This is a genomic window from Vibrio hepatarius (assembly GCF_011806575.1).
GTDB classification, from domain to species: Bacteria; Pseudomonadota; Gammaproteobacteria; order Enterobacterales; family Vibrionaceae; genus Vibrio; species Vibrio hepatarius_A.
Genome location: NZ_JAATOO010000005.1, coordinates 129,014 through 146,885 on the forward strand (window position 1 = coordinate 129,014; position 17,872 = coordinate 146,885).

At 43.0% G+C, this 17,872-nt stretch carries 11 protein-coding genes and 1 pseudogene; 5 read left to right on the forward strand and 7 right to left on the reverse strand.

The window, feature by feature from the left end; genetic code table 11:
- Window positions 1-47: 47 nt before the first annotated feature.
- Window positions 48-1,808: an ABC transporter ATP-binding protein/permease gene (locus tag HCZ42_RS05450; protein WP_167419724.1), complete on the reverse strand. Its 1,761-nt coding sequence runs from the start codon at window positions 1,806-1,808 to the stop codon at window positions 48-50.
- A gap of 601 nt (window positions 1,809-2,409) precedes the next feature.
- Window positions 2,410-4,308, reverse strand: coding sequence for an ABC transporter substrate-binding protein (locus HCZ42_RS05455; RefSeq protein WP_167419725.1), 1,899 nt, complete (start codon window positions 4,306-4,308; stop codon window positions 2,410-2,412).
- Between the two features lie 188 nt (window positions 4,309-4,496).
- On the opposite strand from HCZ42_RS05455, the gene HCZ42_RS05460 reads away from it, so the two are divergent.
- A complete protein-coding gene (locus HCZ42_RS05460; protein ID WP_167419726.1) occupies window positions 4,497-5,333 on the forward strand; it encodes an AraC family transcriptional regulator in 837 nt (278 codons plus the stop codon).
- A gap of 26 nt (window positions 5,334-5,359) precedes the next feature.
- Here the strand turns inward: HCZ42_RS05460 and HCZ42_RS05465 are convergent, their stop codons facing one another.
- Window positions 5,360-6,601, reverse strand: coding sequence for an alpha-L-fucosidase (locus HCZ42_RS05465; protein ID WP_167419727.1), 1,242 nt, complete (start codon window positions 6,599-6,601; stop codon window positions 5,360-5,362).
- Window positions 6,602-6,923: 322 nt separating this feature from the next.
- Between HCZ42_RS05465 and HCZ42_RS05470 the strand changes: the two are divergent.
- Window positions 6,924-7,652: pseudogene (locus HCZ42_RS05470) on the forward strand (IS5 family transposase); the annotation flags it as partial.
- A gap of 238 nt (window positions 7,653-7,890) precedes the next feature.
- On the opposite strand, the gene HCZ42_RS05475 reads toward HCZ42_RS05470, so the two are convergent.
- Complete coding sequence (locus HCZ42_RS05475; RefSeq protein WP_167419728.1) at window positions 7,891-8,796, reverse strand: LysR family transcriptional regulator; 906 nt, start codon at window positions 8,794-8,796, stop codon at window positions 7,891-7,893.
- Between the two features lie 122 nt (window positions 8,797-8,918).
- Between HCZ42_RS05475 and HCZ42_RS05480 the strand changes: the two genes are divergently transcribed.
- The 3 genes from HCZ42_RS05480 to HCZ42_RS05490 all read left to right on the forward strand — a co-directional run bounded on the left by HCZ42_RS05480 (window position 8,919) and on the right by HCZ42_RS05490 (window position 15,520).
- Window positions 8,919-10,931, forward strand: a complete 2,013-nt coding sequence (locus HCZ42_RS05480) for an alkyl/aryl-sulfatase (protein ID WP_254868897.1) — start codon at window positions 8,919-8,921, stop codon at window positions 10,929-10,931.
- Between the two features lie 540 nt (window positions 10,932-11,471).
- Window positions 11,472-14,486 (forward strand): NADH-dependent flavin oxidoreductase, encoded by a 3,015-nt coding sequence (locus HCZ42_RS05485; RefSeq protein WP_167419729.1) that lies wholly within the window; start codon window positions 11,472-11,474, stop codon window positions 14,484-14,486.
- 71 nt (window positions 14,487-14,557) lie between these two features.
- The gene (locus HCZ42_RS05490; protein WP_167419730.1) at window positions 14,558-15,520 is read left to right on the forward strand and encodes an FAD:protein FMN transferase; all 963 of its coding nucleotides are present in this window, start codon (window positions 14,558-14,560) and stop codon (window positions 15,518-15,520) included.
- A 198-nt stretch (window positions 15,521-15,718) separates the two neighbouring features.
- Here HCZ42_RS05490 and HCZ42_RS05495 read toward each other — a convergent pair whose 3' ends face one another.
- The 3 genes from HCZ42_RS05495 to HCZ42_RS05505 all read right to left on the reverse strand — a co-directional run bounded on the left by HCZ42_RS05495 (window position 15,719) and on the right by HCZ42_RS05505 (window position 17,820).
- Entirely contained in the window at window positions 15,719-16,099 is a 381-nt protein-coding gene (locus tag HCZ42_RS05495) for a carboxymuconolactone decarboxylase family protein (protein WP_167419731.1), read from the reverse strand.
- 57 nt (window positions 16,100-16,156) lie between these two features.
- Window positions 16,157-16,513 (reverse strand): MerR family transcriptional regulator, encoded by a 357-nt coding sequence (locus HCZ42_RS05500; RefSeq protein WP_167419732.1) that lies wholly within the window; start codon window positions 16,511-16,513, stop codon window positions 16,157-16,159.
- Window positions 16,514-16,599: 86 nt separating this feature from the next.
- Window positions 16,600-17,820 (reverse strand): cation:proton antiporter, encoded by a 1,221-nt coding sequence (locus HCZ42_RS05505; protein ID WP_167419733.1) that lies wholly within the window; start codon window positions 17,818-17,820, stop codon window positions 16,600-16,602.
- Between the last annotated feature and the right edge of the window lie 52 nt (window positions 17,821-17,872).

Consider the following 17,872-nt stretch of genomic DNA (forward strand, 5'->3'; position numbering starts at 1 on the left):
TATGTCCGCGAGTGTGCTAGCAAGAACGATGATCTTTGGTTAGCATTTTAATCTAAGTGCTTAAACTGCAATGCCACCAGACGCTGATAGAGTTCGCAGCTTTGCATCAGTGACCGATGGTTACCAATATCCACTAATGCGCCGCCGTCTAATACGGCTATCTTATCTGCATGCTGGATAGTCGATAAACGATGCGCAATGATCAGTGTGGTTCGGCCTGCCATTAACGTTTCGAGTGCTTGCTGAACATGGTGTTCACTTTCGCTATCTAGTGCACTGGTCGCTTCATCAAGCAGTAGGATTTTTGGGTCTTTTAGAATGGCACGAGCAATCGCAATTCGCTGCTTCTGCCCGCCTGATAATCTCACGCCGCGCTCCCCCAAGAAACTACGATAGCCTTCGGGCAGTTTTTCAATAAACTCATGTGCATGCGCTTTTTTCGCGGCTTCGATAACTTGCTCGTCCGTGGCTTCTGGGTTGCCGTAGCGAATGTTGTGAAACACGTCGTGGCTGAATAACGCTGGCTGTTGTGGCACCAGTGCCATCTGCTGGCGAAGATCGTTTGGGTCGAACTGGCGAATATCAACGCCGCCAAGTAAAACTTGGCCTTGCTGTGGGTCGTAAAATCGTTGTAGTAGTTCGAAGAGTGTCGTTTTACCAGCCCCTGACGGGCCCACCAGCGCCAGTACTTTACCTTGCTCAGCGGTTAGGTTTAACGCCTTAATTGCAGGTTGGTCAGGGCGAGAAGGATAGTTGAAATTAACCGAGTTAAAGATAACCTCTGCGGGCATCGTTGCACTTATCGGTAAGCAGTTGTTTGGCGCACTAATATCGCTTTCTACTTGCAGGATCTCAATCAACCTTTCGGTTGCGCCTGCAGCTCTTTGCAGCTCACCCAGCACTTCAGAAATGGTCGCCGTGGAAGACGCAACCATAATGGCATAAAACACAAATGCTGCTAGGTCACCCGCAGACATTTTACCGTGAATAACATCACTGCCCCCAACCCAGAGCATGCCCGCAATGGCGCTAAACACAATCACAATCACCCCTGATATTAAAATCGCACGTTGCTTCACTCGCTGTCTACCCACCTCGAACGCTTTTTCCACCTCCACGGCAAAGGCGGCTTTTTCATGTTGCTCTGAGCTAAAGCTTTGTACCGTTTTAATGTGTTCTATCGCTTCACCTGCATAGCTGCCCACATCCGCCATTGAGTCTTGGCTTTGGCGAGAGAGTGCACGTACTCGTCGTCCATACACCAAAATGGGCACCAAAACGAATGGCACAGAAGCCAGTACAATCAACGTGAGCTTAAAGTTGGTGGCAAACAACATAATGATGGCGCCAATGCACATTAAGGCGCTGCGCATGGCCATAGAAAACGAGGAACCAATAATGCTCTGTAACAAAGTGGTGTCAGTGGTGAGGCGAGACATAATATCGCCACTACTGTGGGTTTCAAAATAACTAGGATGCAGCGAAATAACATGGTTAAACACGGCAAGGCGAATATCGGCGCTGACGCGTTCACCGACGGATGAAACAAGATAGAAGCGAAAGAAAGTACCGATAGCAATACACAGTGTGACGCCGACAATAAATTGAATCGCACTGGTCAGCTCTTGCAACGACTGCTGAGCAAACCCTTGGTCGATCAGCATGCGCACTCCATAGCCAACAGACAACGTCAAGCTTGCGGTCGCTACGAGTGCAACCAAGGCTGCGGTAACGCGCCACTTATAAGGTGAAACAAAGGTATTCAGTTTAAGAAGGATGCTGAGGTTTTTGTTATTTTTACTGCCCATGGGTGGTCCACAAACCTTTTATGATATTTGGAATAGTATGCCACTTTACCTAGTGCAACCAATAAAGAGTGACTTCCGATGAGCATTGTTATTGCAAAAGCACAAGGTTTTACCGCGCGCTACATCAAACCAGGTGCGATGCTGGCCTGAGTAACGAGCTAGCGGAGTAGCCACTTGCAACAGATCAACAGTATCGTAATGCAGGATGGCAGTGTCCGCCTGCAGCAGGTCGAATTCCCTAACCCCGCAGCGGGACAAGTGTTGGTGTCACTCCGGGTACTTATGGAGCTTACTCTGAGTACTTCCTACTTGATGAAGCATACTGCTACCTGTACCAGACGGAGTGCCGTCTGAGGCGGCGGTGTTAAAACGGCGTCGAAGACGCGTTTAAACAGTTGATGACGCCAAATGATCACATCAAAGTGGTGATCGAACCTCGGCGCAGTGGCGCGTTGGAAGTGATTTAAATTAAATCCATAGCGGATATATAAATTTAGTGGAAGCCCCAACAACGGTAATTAAGCTGGGGCTTTTTTTCAGTTCACAAATCCAAATGAACTGGTTTAGGAATCAAAACAACAGCATCTTAAATTAGACGCGGTTACTGTTTAGATTTCCACAGTTGACCTAAACGTAAAGGACCAGGTGTTGGGAAAACCCAAGACTGTGGCATTTTGTTGTCCACGTTGTTTAGGCTTTTGTTCACGATTACACCTTGGCTCAACGGCTCTACGGTACCAATCACATAAAAATTCTCTTGAGCAATATCAATAACCTGATCCATATACTTCTTCTGTTCCGATTCAGAAGAGGTATTCTCAATTTTCTTCCACAGTTCGAGTTGCTGTTTAATATGCTGTGGTGGCTCAACTCCGTTTGGATCTTGAGGGTTGATTGACCAAAGGTAGTAACCGAATGCCCATGTTGATTCAGTGCTGAAAGGAAGATAGTTGCGTGGATCATCAATGACGCCTTTACCACCTACACCTTTCAGTGGAATTAGGTCGTAGTTATTGGTTAACCGTTGGTTTGAAATGTGTTGTGAGTCGAGCAAGCGAATATCAAGAAAAACCCCAACATCTTTCCAGTGTGATTTTATCAACTCAAGTGAGTCAAAAGTGTCACCAACAAGTGTGGTATAAGTCAGTGCTTCTATGCGTAATCGTTTACCACTGGAGTCAAGTCGATACCCTTCTTCGTCTCTCTTATCCAGCCCTAGCTTATCAAGCAGTTCATTCGCTTTCTTTGGGTTGTAATCAGTGTATTGGGTCACCATACCCTTACGGTAGAATGGAGACCCGTCTGTTGGAGCCGCTTGATGTGGGTTTACAGTACCACCATAAACCGTTTCACTAATTTCATCGCGGTCTATTGCATGAGAGAGAGCAATACGAAACTCTTTGCTAGAAAACAGCTCGCGTTTGACTGGGTCCTTGTGACTTTGATTGAGCGCAATAACCAAGCTGCTGCTATCGGTGCTTGGTCGAAACTTATATTTATATCCCCCTTTCTCTGCATTTTCGATGAGCATCGGTCTATAGTTTGGGGAGCCGATATGCCTTGCTTGGTAATCAGTCAAACCTGCTGCTGCTCTTAGCGCCATCTCTTCTTTGTTTTCGCTAAAGCTAAATCGAACGAAATCCAGGTACGGAAGTTGGTTGCCTTCTGGATCAACTTGCCAGTAATACGGGTTTCTTTCATAGAGGGCATACTCAGCATTTGGACCTCTTGGAACCTTCACTTTCCATGCAGATAAGACTGGCTTATCGACGTTAGTCCAACCCTCTGTTACGTAGTGAGAGTTACATTTTGTTCCTGCATATTGGCGCCAAGAGTCAAAACCAGCTTCTTTTGCCAGATCGACGGCTCTTTGGTTAAAGGTTGGATAGAACTCTTTGCAGTAATGTTTCGGGTACATAGTAAACACTTCGCTGTCAACCGATGCGAGCGAGCGGATGAACATACCGTTTGGTTTCTTAAGTACTATTTTAAATGTGTAGTCATCCATTAATTCTATTCGTGCAGAATCATGCTTTGGCAAAGTCAATGGTCGAGGACCTGCGTATTCAGGATCGCCTAAAACATCGTTTACAAAAAAAGCGATATCGCGAGCGGTAAAGAGTTGACCGTCAGACCAACGTACTTTTTCACGCAGTTTTATCGTGAATTCGGTATTAGCGTCGTTTGCACTAAAATCTGTTGCTAGATTAGGCACAACTTTTGTGTAGCGACTATCAAAATTAAAGAGATTTTCGTAACCCAGAACTCGAATGCTGTGACCATTGTCAGTAGTCTGACCTAATAGATTTAGAGTGCCTCCATATTCTCCGACGGACTCAAAAGGGGTAACAATTAATGGATTGTCGGGGAGCCTTTGTTCAATAGAAGGAAGCTTACCCAGTTCAACGAGAACATCCAATTGGGGAGCTTGGTTGAAGGTAGAAGCATAAGCACTAACGGGCAGCGCTAAAATAATCGTAGGGATAGCGTTGATTTTCATTTTAAATTCCACTTTTTTGTTTCCTTATATGGAATGACATAGGTTTTATTGTTTAGGCAATTAGAATCTCAGATGTCATCTACCTCACAGGTTAAACAATTCATTTTTGATACGATATGTCTAAAATGATATTTTGTTTTGTTAATAGTGACACGGCGTTTTATTGATAGATATTAACTGGAGATTTAATGGAGAGGTGTTTTTATCGTCATTATCAACTTGATGGAAACTTGCATCGAATAGGGTGTGGAGAGTTCAATTGTTTAAATGAACAGTTAATCCAACATTTAGATATTAATACTCTGGACTACAGTTTAAGTATGATAGCTTCAGGCTCTTTGTGGTTTAAAGACCAAGATGGTCAAGTGAAAATTCTCAAAAAAGGGGATATATTCCAACGAAAACCGGGGTTAATGCACTCTACATGTGTTGTCCCAACAGAGGAGTATCGAGAGCAATTTTGTTTAATGTCTGGTGAGTTATATTCACATTTTAGTCAAATGGAATTAATTCCTAATGATCTTACTTTTCAAACAATGAACACACCAGAGAGCACCAAACAATTCAACCAATTAATTATTGCGCTGCAAAGTCACTCTCCGACCTGGTATAAAAAAGCCATGAACGCGATGCAAAACTGGTTGTTTTTACTTGATTCACAAAAGGTTGCGAAACATGAATCTACGGGTTATTGCAAACAAGCTTTAGCCAAAGAGGAATTACTCTCTAATTGGAGTAAGCCTATTCCCCTTATCGCGAAAGATATAGGGTTTAGCTATTCAGCATTTAGGAAATGGTTTAAACAAGAAGTGGGAATGACCCCGGGGAGTTTTAGGAAACTCAGTCGCATAAAGTTAGGATGCGATCTTTTGTTACAATCGGACACCTCCGTTACCTACGTCTCTGAGGCATTAGGCTACCCCGACATCTACAGTTTTAGTAAGCAGTTTAAGCAAGTTGTTGGATTAACTCCGTCTCAGTTTAAGCAAAAGCGCCGTTTCAATGGTGAAGGTTCTGCTCGTTAACGGATAACCCTCACCAAAACGTATGTCTACGCGAATAGGTTGATTGTCTTTAACTTCACATCTTGACGTGCAGATGTTACTTCAATGGTGACGTTTGCAGTTCTGACTAGAGGGAAACGAGCGATGGCCTTGTGACCAATAGAGTCGCCTCGGTAAACAACAATATCATTTCCGCCAGTGTATGGTGTGATCAATATCCGGTAGCTTTCTACTGCCTCTCCAAATTTAATATCTTCTTGCAATGCTACGCAATCAATAAGCTGAGGCTCAGCCAGTTGGCATTGCCATGAGTTATCTTTGCGACTAAAACGACTAATTGACGCTAGTGGAGAAGAAAACTTGTTTTGAATGCGCTGAGCGAATCCTTGTAGGCTGGTTACTTCTTCCTGGGGAAACAACCCTTGACGATTCGGTCCAACGTTAAGCAACATGTTCGCCCCACGACCTACGGAGTAATGATAAATCCCGACAAGCTCATCAGGTTGTTTCACTGTGTGTGCATTTTTTTCGCTATAGAACCAAGTTGAGTCGCGCATCATAAAATCACATTCTGCCGGTAACCACACGCCGTTTTCAGAAACCTTAATACGATTTTTAGTTTTGATAGAGAAATCAATTTCACTGATGGTATTAAAGCATGGGCTAGGGGCAATACCAGCTTCGTTTCCAATCCATCGATAATCTGGATCTCCCATATTGAACAACAGAATATTTGGCTGCATGTCTCTTATCGCCTTAGTAATACGGACCCAATCATACGTATGATTTTCCGAGCCACAGCCATCAAACCAAAGCATATCGATTTCACCATATCGACCATCAAGTAGCTCAGTCACTTGAGCAATAAAGTAATCATCATAGGCTTTTTCATCTTCATAAATTGGACAGTTGATATCCGCAGGTGAGTAATAAAGACCTACCTTGAGGTTATGTTTTCGACATGCATCAACGTATTGCCTAACAACATCTCCCTTGCCGTCCATCCATGGAGAGGACGCGACTGAATAATCAGTATACTTGCTCGGCCAATTCGCAAAACCATCATGATGCTTTGCGACAAAAACCATATAATTGGCTCCTGTATCAGATGCGACTTTTGCCCACTGGGCGCAATCTAGGTGCGTCGGATTAAATTCCGTGGGTGACATTTTGTCTTTCCCAAAGTCTTCTACACCTTCAAAAAACGTACGAATACCAAAATGAATGAAGATGCCTAGCTCCCAACTTTGGAACTCCAACTGTCTTTGTGTTGGCAGGTGTTTGTGCATTGTTTGTCCTTAAAGGTTTCCTAAATGTAGGGCAAAATTTAAGGAAACGGCATACATAAATAAATGTCAGATATGCCAATGAAATTTGTCAGAACTGATAAGAGCTTCTTCTATGTCTTAGCGACATGAAATGCTCCTAACTCCTGATCGCATAAAAAGATAAAATGAGTATCAAAACCTCACCATATTGATATCAACATCTTTATACCTACGAATTCTTGTCTCTTAGATTTCCACTAACTGTGGCTTTGTTTCCTAAATCAAGGAACTAAATCATCAACCTGTGATCGGATCAGCTAAGTTCACTCAAATACTCAAACCAATGGCTAAGCCTCGCTACAAAACAACCAATTGGAAACACTATAACCAAGCTTTAATTAATCGCGGCTCACTGACATTTTGGATTGATGAAGAGACCATTCAGCTATGGAAGCAAATCAAGCAGGGAAACCGTGGAAGACCTCGCTTGTTTAGTGACTTAGCCATTACGACGGCTCTTATGGTTAAGCGGGTATTTTCACTACCGTTGAGAGGTCTTCAAGGATTCATTAACTCTATTTTTAAGTTAGCTCAACTACCGTTGTCATACCCTCCTTATTCATGCATTAGCAAGCGAGCTAAAACGGTCAACGTCGCGTTAAAGACAAAAACTAAAGGAACAATCCAGCATTTAGCAATTGATGCGACAGGACTAAAGCTCTACGGTGAGGGCGAGTGGAAAGTCAAAAAGCATGGCACTGACGGGAAGCGTCGTGTCTGGTGAAAGTTACATTTAGCGGTCGATACAGACACGCATGAGATCATTGCCGCTGAGTTAAGTTTATTGAATGTGAGCGACGGTGAAGCGCTCCCTAATTTGCTCAAACAGACTCGCCGAAGAATCGTAGAGATATCTGGCGATAGTGCTTATGACACAAGGTTGTGCTACGAAGCCATTCGCATCAAACGAGCCGCCCCGCTCATTCCGCCAAGGGAAGGAGCTGTCTTCTGGGAACAAGGTTATCCTCGCAATCTAGCAGTCGGTTGCCAGAAGCTATATGGTTCAAACAAGCTCACAGAGCTAGGTATGCCTGAAACGATTATGATCGCCTAACAATTAGTCATGCTAGGCGCGTTTTTAATTGAACTCGAATTAGGAAACAAAGCCCAGCAAGATCTGTATTGTTTGGGCCCCATTCCAATTCAGAGTTGCTTATTGGCACTTTTACTATGGGAGCGTTTAGATAACTCCTTCTTATTCAACAGAAATTAGTATTTAGACAGTAATAAAGTCAAGTTTGATATTTAATTTATGAATAATGCTCAAGAGCTATCTCTTCAATCTCTTTTCTAAACCAGCGAATGGCTAGATCGTCATTTCTAGTCGGATGCCAATATAGACAGATATCATAGTCAATGTTTTCAAAGGGAAGTTGAACAGACTTAATAGAGAACAGATGCTTAAAAATATCGACATTAGTTTTATCAGCAAGACACACAAAGTCAGTTTTTCCAGCTAAGCATAGCGATTCAATTGCGCCACTGGTTACCACCCCTATTTTACGAGCATCAAAACCTTTGATTTGCGCGTCAGTAAATGTATTACTGTGCGTTCCCCATCTCGACACCGTGATGTGCTTCTCTGCAAAAAACTGTTGCTTCGTGATGCTACCTGTTTGAATCCTCGGGTGATTTTTCCGACAACACAAAACAAGCTTGTCTTGATAAATTTTCTTTTTATTTAGGGAGTTAACAGGGGCAATATCCATATCTATTAGAAAATCACATTCTTTATTTCTTAAACTTGCAACGATATCAGTCGATTCAATTTGTTGGATACCAATGACTATCAGAGGATATTCATGGCTAAATTTTTCTATGATTTTTGGCACCAGTGAATAATTAATGAATGAGTTGCAAGCAATCGAAAAACGATATGGTCGGGCGTGAGGATCAAAGGTAACGTTAGTCGAAAATGTGGAATTGAGAACATTCAGACCTTTAAGCAAAGAAGGATAAATCTGTTGTGCAAACAAGGTCGGTTCAACACCAGTTGCTGTTCTTACAACGAGCGGATCTTTATATTCATTTCTAAGTATTGATAGCGCCCGGCTTACTGTCGGTTGAGATACATTCATTCTCACCGCTACACGACTTAAGTTTTTTTCTTCGATAATAGCAATAAGTATTGGTAAAAGCTGGTAAGAAGTATTCATTTATCCTCCACATTATGCGCTCAGTATACCCCATTATTTAATAATTGAATAATGGTTATACGTTGCTCTGTTCTCCGTTTGAGACCACATTGTACGTGTATTGACCACTCAGGAGTTTTACCATGTTGATTACTTCAACCAAGAAGCGTGTATTTCTTATGTCGACCTTGGCCATGCTAGGTTCATCTACAGTTTGGGCTAGCGCAACGCAATATCAGTTCACAGCCGATGCGAAAGAGGCAAGCAGTTATACGAAGCAATCTAATGACGCCGTATATAAGAAATTGGATTTCAATAATAAGCAGGCATTTGAGGATGTCGACAGAGGATTTATTGCCCCTTTACCTGATGATGGATACATAAAAGGATTTGCGGATATTCCTGCGATGCAGTTTATGCAAGGTAAAGAAGCACCAGCTACTGTCAACCCAAGCTTATGGCGTCATGCTCAGTTAGTAAACAGAGGTGGTCTGTATGAAGTGTTACCTAATAAAATTTACCAAGTTCGTGGTAATGATATAACCAACTTAACCATCATTGAAACCGATGACGGTATTGTTTTATACGATATCGAATATTCACCCGAGACATTAAAAAAAGCGTATAAATTGTATGAGCAATATCGTGGTAAACGTCCACTGAAAGCGGTCATTGTGTCGCACTCACATACTGACCACTATGGCGGTATTACCGGTATTGTTGATCTTGGTTTAGCGTCCGAAAAAGATTTTGAGTCAGGTAAAGTTCCTGTTTATGTGCCTGAAGGTTTTATGAAGGACTCTGTTGGCGAAATGGTACTGTACGGAAACGTTATGAGCCGCCGCTCAATTTATCAGTACGGTTTAGTATTACCCAAGAACGAAAAAGGCTTTGTTACAAGCGCGTTGGGCCCACTTGTGGCTAATGGTACCAATGGCCTACCTAAGTACGTAAAAGAAATTACATACGATAATCAGGTTGTAAATATTGATGGTGTGAACTTTGATTTCTACCTCGTTCCAGGCAGTGAAGCACCATCAGAAATGGTATTTAATATTCCGGAATGGGGCGCAATTTCTATGGCAGAAGATGTGAACCATTTACAGCACAATATTTATTCAATGCGTGGAACAAAAACTCGTGATGCGGGGAAATGGGCGCAGTACATTCACGAAGCTATTGTGCGCTGGCAAGACAACGCTAATGTCATCTTCGGTCCACACACATGGCCAACGTGGGGCCAAGATAACGTTGTTAACTTTATGAAAAATCAACGCGATCTTTATAAAGCGATTAACGACCAGACTACGCGTTTAGCCAATTATGGTTATCGTCCTGATGAAATTGCTCAAAACATCGAAATACCAGATTCTATTATGAATCAATGGGATAACCGTGACTATTACGGTAATTTTAAAAACAATGTGATTGCAACTTACGTAAACAATTTAGGTTGGTTTGATGCAAACCCCGTAAGCATCGCAAAACATACTTATGCAGAAAGTGGTCAACGTTACGTTGAATCTTTCGGCGGTGAAGATGTTGTGGTTAATAAGGCGCTGGAATACTTTAAGAAAGGTGATTATGCGTTCACGGTACAATTGTTGAACCATATTGAGTCTTACAATAAAGATAACAAAAAAGCGAACTATCTGATGGCTGATGCGTTTGAGCAATTGGGTTACCAAGAAGAATCATCTTTAAAACGCAACTGGTATTTAACTGCAGCACAGGAACTTCGTTCTGACGATCTGTTACCTCAACCCGTTAACAGCGCAGGCCCGGACGTTCTTAATGCTCTACCTTCAAACTTAATGATGGATATGTTTGCAACACGTATCGTTCCACAAAAATCTGTCGATTATGGCCGTTTAGCATTCGTATTTAATGTCAATGGAGAGAGCTTCGGTGTTGAAATTGAAAACGGTGTCATGAATACCGCGAAAGATTATCAGCCGAAAGACAGTGTGGGTACAATCGAAACCAACAACGTCACGCTATTCTCTATCTTGAATGGTAAAACAACTATTGAAGATGCACAGAAAAACGGAAACTTGAAGCTTTCAGGTGATAAGGCTCTATTTGGCAACTTTATGTCTATGTTGGATGCTAACATTCCAAATACATTCAATTTAGTTCAACCAAGAATGAACTAATAAGAATAAATGCTTTTGAATATATGGGAGGGCGTTGTCCTCCCTTTGTTGTATTAGATTCATAGAAACTTTCCTAGACGATTTCTTTTAGCAGAGGTTATGTGACTCGATTATCGTACCCCACCCCGTATTGCCCATACCTATCTTTAAAACCTTACCAAGATTCTTTTATTGCAGTTGTTGGGATTGTAATTGTCCATTCTTGTAACTCACTGTTATTTCTTAAAATAGACACCTAGTCTTTATGCGGTGTTTACGTTGGCTTACTTTTACCGATGACTCTATTGCTCATATTTTGATGAGTACGTTAAATGATTACCAAACAATAAATACATAGATTGCATACCTCTAAATGAGCATGCATATGCGTATGAGTAATGGCTTTGATGTAAATAAGTCATTTTACTCATACATTGATTTCCATGATATTAGTGCGGTTATTGACCATCATAAGTTTTCATATGAAACAGGTTAATGCGCACAAAATCATGGGTGGTTGGCGCGTTTGATATGAGAATTAATCTATTAGAGGAACAATCTATGACTAAGCTAACCGATGACATCGTATTCCAGTCAGGAGGCAAGCTTCATAACCGAGTCGTAATGGCACCGATGACCATTCAATCTGCGTTTTTCGATGGTGGTGTAACCGATGAGATGATCAATTACTACGCTGCTCGCTCAGGTGATGCTGGTGCTGTCATCGTCGAAAGTGCGTTTGTTGAAAAATATGGCCGAGCATTCCCTGGTGCACTTGGTATCGATACTGATAGCAAAATAACGGGCTTAGGTAAGCTCGCTGAAGCAATTAAAGCCAAAGGCTCAAAGGCTATTTTGCAGATATACCATGCGGGACGTATGGCAAACCCAGAGTTCAACGGAGGACATCAACCTATCTCGGCCAGTCCAGTTGCAGCTTTGCGTGATAATGCGGAAACGCCATTGCAAATGACCCAAGAGCAAATCGAAGAGATGATTGAACGCTTTGGTGATGCCGTGAATCGAGCGATTCTTGCTGGTTTTGATGGTGTCGAAATTCATGGTGCAAACACTTACCTAATCCAGCAGTTTTTCTCTCCGCATTCAAACCGCCGAACCGACAAGTGGGGTGGAGATATTGAGAAACGCACGACTTTCCCATTAGCCGTACTCGCAAAAACAAAAGAAGTTGTTCATGCTCACGGTAAACCCGACTTTATTATCGGTTACCGATTCTCTCCAGAAGAGATTGAACAGCCAGGTATCCGCTTTGAAGACACTATGTACCTGTTAGATAAGCTTGCGACATGTGGCTTGGATTATTTGCATTTCTCTATGGGGAGTTGGTCACGTAACTCAATTGTGACCCCAGAAGACCTAGAGACGCTAATCGACAAGTACCGTCATCTGCAATCTAAGACTTTAGCGAAAGTGCCAGTGATTGGTGTTGGTGGAATTGCTCAGCGCAGTGATGCAGACAAAGCCATTGAACAAGGCTATGACATGGTAGCGGTGGGTAAAGGCTTCTTGGTTGAGCCAACTTGGGCAGATAAAGCGCTTAACAACGAGCCGTGTGCCGAGTTTGCAGACATCGCGCAACAAGAAGAGCTGAAAATCCCAACACCACTATGGGAAATCATGGACTATATGATTGTCGATAGTGCAGCCGAGGCTATGAAACACCAGCGAATTAAAGAGTTGCAGAGCGTACCTATCAAGTTTAATGCAGGTGAATACACTGCGTATGGCCGTGGTCATAACGATGACTTACCGGTGAAAGTCACCTTCTCTGAAGACAAAATCCTCAATATCTTTGTCGATTCATCAAAAGAATCTGATGGTATTGCAAACCCTGCATTTGAGCGCATCCCTCAACAAATTCTAGATGGTCAAACTCTAAACATTGATGTTATTTCAGGTGCAACAGTTAGTAGCCAAGCTGTGCTTGATGGTGTTGCAAACGCAGTTGATCTCGCTGGTGGTAACTCTGAAGCTTTACGCTGTAAGGCAAGAGAAGCGGTTGAGTGGTCAACAAAGACTATCGAAGAGACGGTTGATATTGTTGTTGTTGGCGGCGGCGGTGCGGGTTTAAGTGCAACATTAACCGCATTGGAAAAAGGAAAGTCGGTCATTTTACTTGAGAAGTTTCCTGCTATTGGCGGTAACACAGTACGTACCGGTGGCTGGGTAAACGCTGCTGAGCCAAAGTGGCAAGGTGATTTCGCTGCATTACCCGGTGAAAAAGAGACCTTAATGCAGCTGGCAAATACACCTGAGTCTGAATTTGTTGAAGAATATTTAGCAGACTTTAGAACGTTGAAGTCTCAGTTAGATGACTATTTTACGGATCTAGAGAAAGGTAAACCGTATCTATTCGATTCAGTTGAATTGCACCGTATTCAAACCTATCTGGGCGGTAAACGTACCGATCTAAATGGTGAAGCGATTTATGGTCAATATGATCTAGTAGAGACGTTAACGTCTCGTTCAATGGAATCGATTGATTGGCTAACTGTGAAGGGCATTGATTTTGACCGCAGTGTCGTTGAAATCCCAGTTGGAGCATTATGGCGTCGAGCACATAAACCAAAACGTCCGAAAGGTGTTGAGTTTGTTGACAAGCTATCAAAACGTATTCAGGAGCAGAACGGTCGAATTATCACTGATACTCGTGCGACTGATCTTATCATTGAAGATGGCAAAGTCGTTGGTATAAAAGCGGTACAGGCGGATGGTACAAAGCTTACTCTGCATGTGAATAATGGTGTGGTAATGGCGTCTGGCGGCTTCGGTGCAAATACGCAGATGATCAAGAAGTACAACACATATTGGAAAGACATTGCTGACGACATCAAAACGACTAACTCACCAGCACTAGTAGGTGACGGTATTGAGATTGGCGAAAAGGCGGGGGCAGAGCTAGTCGGTATGGGCTTTGTTCAGTTGATGCCAATTGGTGATCCAAAATCGGGCGCATTGCTGACGGGCTTGATCGTGCCACCTGAAAACTTTGTATTTGTTAACCAACAAGGTCAACGTTTCGTTGATGAGTGTGGTAGCCGAGATGTGTTATCTGAAGCCTTCTTCGATAACGGTGGTCTCGTTTATATGATTGCAGATGACAATATTCGTCAAACCGCAGCAAATACTTCAGATGACACTATCGAGCGAGAAATCAAAGAGGGAATCATTATTAAAGCGGACACCATTGAAGAGTTAGCAGAAAAAATTGGTGTACCTGCCGAAGCACTGTCGAACACCATCTCGCGATACAATCATTACGTAGATCAAGGGAGTGACCCTGAGTTTAATAAGAGTGCATTTGGCCTAAAAGTGGCTAAGGCTCCATTTTATGCGACACCACGTCAACCGTCAGTCCACCACACTATGGGCGGCTTGAAGATTGATATGCAGGCGCGTGTAATTGGTAAAGATGGAAATATTATCAAAGGCTTATACGCAGCAGGTGAAGTCGCAGGTGGTATTCATGCTGGTAACCGTTTAGGTGGCAACGCATTGATTGATATCTTCACCTATGGTCGTATTGCTGGTGAAAATGCAGCCAATCTTGTGTAACAGCATATCGGTACATTAGGCCAGACAGAGGGAAGCTTTGCTTCCCTCTTTATTCAACACTCAATGACGATATGACTATGAAAAGCTATAGCGCAAGATTCGAAATGATGGGGACCTTTATTGATTTGGTGGTTCACCATCAAAACGGTGAGCAGCTCATTAAAGATGCGTATATTCAATTAAAGGATTACGCGACTCGATTTACGGTAAATCAAGCAGATTCTGAGTTGATGCGCGTCAATCTTAACGCAGGTATAGCGCCTATCGTTGTTGCCCCCGATCTGTTTGAGCTTATTAAACTAGGTAAACATTATAGCGAAGATGTCAGTACCCCCTTCAATATTGCAATTGGCCCTTTGGTGAAAACGTGGCGTATTGGGTTCCAAGAAGCGACGGTACCGTCGCAAGATGTCATTAACGAAAAGCTGGCCTTAGTCGACCCAACTCAGATCATTTTGAATGAGCAAGAGCTCTCGGTGTTTCTAAGCCAAAAAGGAATGGAAATAGACTTAGGCTCGATTGCAAAAGGTTATTTTGCTGACCAAGTCATGCAAAGGCTGACAGAAGCTGGTGTGGATAACGGTTATATAAGCTTGGGAGGCAATGTGCTAACGATAGGACATTCACCAAACAACCCTAATAATGCGTGGAATGTGGGTATTCAGAATCCATTGTCCCAACGAGGGGATGTGATATGTATCGTACCGTTGCAAGGCATGTCGATGGTAACGTCTGGCATCAATGAACGTTTCTTTGAATCCAATGGTCAGCGTTATCACCACTTGCTGGATGGGAAAACGGGTATGCCGATTTCAACGGATATCGCAAGTCTAACGATTGTTTCTAAGAAATCCGTTGATGGAGAGATCTGGAGTACTGCCGGTTTTCTTCCTTCGGCTTCACAATCGATCAGCTATCTAAACACTATTGAAGGCATCGAGGCAGTTGTTATCTCGATACAAGGAGATGTGATGACCACGGATGGATTAATAGACCAACCTATTAATTCCACCCTACTCTTTGCTGCGTCGTGATATGGCCATGCTGATAACGCGATAATTGCTAATCTATCAAATGCTGCAACTCAGAAGTGTCCAACAACAACTTAGCTCGTTGTTAAAGAGCAATGCACCGTCAAGTCGACTTTCCCAAAGTGTCAGTTTGCGTATGATTCCGTACACTGACTTTGTTATTTAACTTATAAAGTTAACTGAACATAGCGGATTGCCGCCTTAAACGGTACTTCTTTCCGCGAGTACTTCTTTTAACGCGAACATGCCATTTAGCGCGGCGGGAAAGCCAGCGTATACCGCCATCTGTAAGACGACTTCTTTGACCTCGTCTTCACTACACCCGACATTCAGCGCCGCATTGAGATGAACTTTAAGCTGAGGCGCACAGTTCCCCAGTGCAGTTAATGCAGCAACGGTAGCAATTTCACGTGATTTTAAATCCAGTGCGGGGCGCGCATAAATGTCGCCAAACGGAAACTCAATCGTATATTTTGCTAAGTCGGGGCAAATATCTTGCAGGCTATTAATCACATTGTGCCCCGCCTCACCGTCAATCTTTGACAGCAATTCCAAACCCAAATCAAATCGAGAACGTTCCATCGGTGTACTCCTATCAGTCAATTTGAGTACACCTTACAAGTTAGAGTTCACTCTAAGTCAACGCACTTTTCCGTCTTTGTATAAATTAATTTTCTCTTCCAACGCGAGCAAATGTTGTTGCTGTTGTTCAATGTGCGCTTTGAGGCATTGTTGGTGAGACTCGAGTAACTGTTGTCTTTCCGATGTGGTTTTAGCCCCCTTTTCTCTTAACGCCGCGTACTGCAAGATGTTTTCCAGCGGCATCCCTGTCTCTTTTAGCCGCTTAATAAAGCTAACCCAATCGAGGTCTTTTTGCGTGTAAACCCGGTGTCCGCTTGAGTTACGTTGAACATTCTTTAGCAAGCCGATTTTCTCGTAGTACCGTAAGGTATGAGACGACAGTTCGACCATGCCAGAGAACTCTCTCATGTTCATTATTGTTTCCTAAGTTGAGTGTTGTACTAAGCGATATCGACAGCCAAACGTTTGAAATACCATAAGCGCGAGTTTTCTCATCGTTATTACTTCAAATCACTATCCCTGTTTTGGCTAATGAGGTTAGCAAAAGGTTTGGCGGTGATCCCGTGCAGTATTAAGCTCGCTAACACGGTCAAAGCAACCGTGAGCGCAACAAAATCACCGTTTTCAAGATTGGCATCGAGCAAAATAATGGTAAATACAATACTCGCTAAGCCACGTGGTCCAAACCATCCCATAAATAAACGTTGTTTGGCGGGGACATTGGTACCTAAGTAAGATAAATAAATCGGCAGCATTCTGACAAACGTCAAACTAAGTAGTGCGTAAACCAGCATAGATATCGTAAATTCACCGTATATTTCTCCCACCACCGCTGCACCAAACAGTATCCAAGTTAACATCGCGAGTAACTCAGCAATGCTTTCTGTCGTCAGTACTAACTCATGCGTGTGTTTATTCGCTAGATATCCAAATAACAAACCACCTGAGAATGAAGCGACATACCCACTACCATGTAAAGTTTGCGTCACGCCAAAGCAGCATAATGCGATAGCACCGACCGTCAGTTGTAGCCAAACCTCACTCAAGCCATTCTTTTTTGCACACCACTTAAGTAATGTCGCCCCTACATAGGCTATCGACAGACCCACAATCAGACCAATGCCAAGCTCTTCAACAAATATCGCCAGCGTTTCTAATGTGCTTAATGCTTCATGTGATTGGCTGGTTGCTATGGCAAGAAGTAGTAATAAAACGGGTACGCATAATCCGTCATTTAAGCCGCTTTCAACATTAAGCCCTTCACGAATTTCGGCAGGAACCTTTTGATTGGTGATCACCGCTTTCCCAAGCGCGGCATCCGTAGCCCCTAATATTGTCCCTAAAATGGCCGCTTCCAGTATAGACAACACGTCCAACAGTACCGCGGCAACAATGCAGCCGAGTAAAATGGCACCGGGCAACCCGATCAGTAACATACGTTTGGGATAGAACAACTTTTGTTTAAGCACTGCGATGTTGGAGTGTGCCGCGTCAGAAAATAAAATCAGAGCTAACGTAATATCCGCCAAGAACCGAAGGTCATTCGCGTCGGTCAATTCTCCAACGACATCAAGCCCTTTTGTACCAAGAATTAAACCGATCGTGACGTACACTATGGGGCCAGAAATGAATGAACTCTCAACACGCTTAGCAATCAAGGTATACAAAAAAACGATTCCGGCGAGTATGCCAATGAGTTTGTAGGTTTGTTCTAAATCCATTCTCTACGCTTCCTATACAAATAAGGAACGGGCACGTTAAACCCATGAACCA

Bases quoted from the DNA above. Each gene is read 5' to 3' on its own strand.
- HCZ42_RS05485 (WP_167419729.1), top strand. From the start codon at position 11,472: ATGACTAAGCTAACCGATGACATCGTATTCCAGTCAGGAGGCAAGCTT.
- HCZ42_RS05460 (WP_167419726.1), top strand. From the start codon at position 4,497: ATGGAGAGGTGTTTTTATCGTCATTATCAACTTGATGGAAACTTGCAT.
- HCZ42_RS05490 (WP_167419730.1), top strand. From the start codon at position 14,558: ATGACTATGAAAAGCTATAGCGCAAGATTCGAAATGATGGGGACCTTT.
- HCZ42_RS05500 (WP_167419732.1), bottom strand. From the start codon at position 16,513: ATGAACATGAGAGAGTTCTCTGGCATGGTCGAACTGTCGTCTCATACC.
- HCZ42_RS05475 (WP_167419728.1), bottom strand. From the start codon at position 8,796: ATGAATACTTCTTACCAGCTTTTACCAATACTTATTGCTATTATCGAA.
- HCZ42_RS05465 (WP_167419727.1), bottom strand. From the start codon at position 6,601: ATGCACAAACACCTGCCAACACAAAGACAGTTGGAGTTCCAAAGTTGG.
- HCZ42_RS05495 (WP_167419731.1), bottom strand. From the start codon at position 16,099: ATGGAACGTTCTCGATTTGATTTGGGTTTGGAATTGCTGTCAAAGATT.
- HCZ42_RS05480 (WP_254868897.1), top strand. From the start codon at position 8,919: ATGTTGATTACTTCAACCAAGAAGCGTGTATTTCTTATGTCGACCTTG.
- HCZ42_RS05455 (WP_167419725.1), bottom strand. From the start codon at position 4,308: ATGAAAATCAACGCTATCCCTACGATTATTTTAGCGCTGCCCGTTAGT.
- HCZ42_RS05450 (WP_167419724.1), bottom strand. From the start codon at position 1,808: ATGGGCAGTAAAAATAACAAAAACCTCAGCATCCTTCTTAAACTGAAT.
- HCZ42_RS05505 (WP_167419733.1), bottom strand. From the start codon at position 17,820: ATGGATTTAGAACAAACCTACAAACTCATTGGCATACTCGCCGGAATC.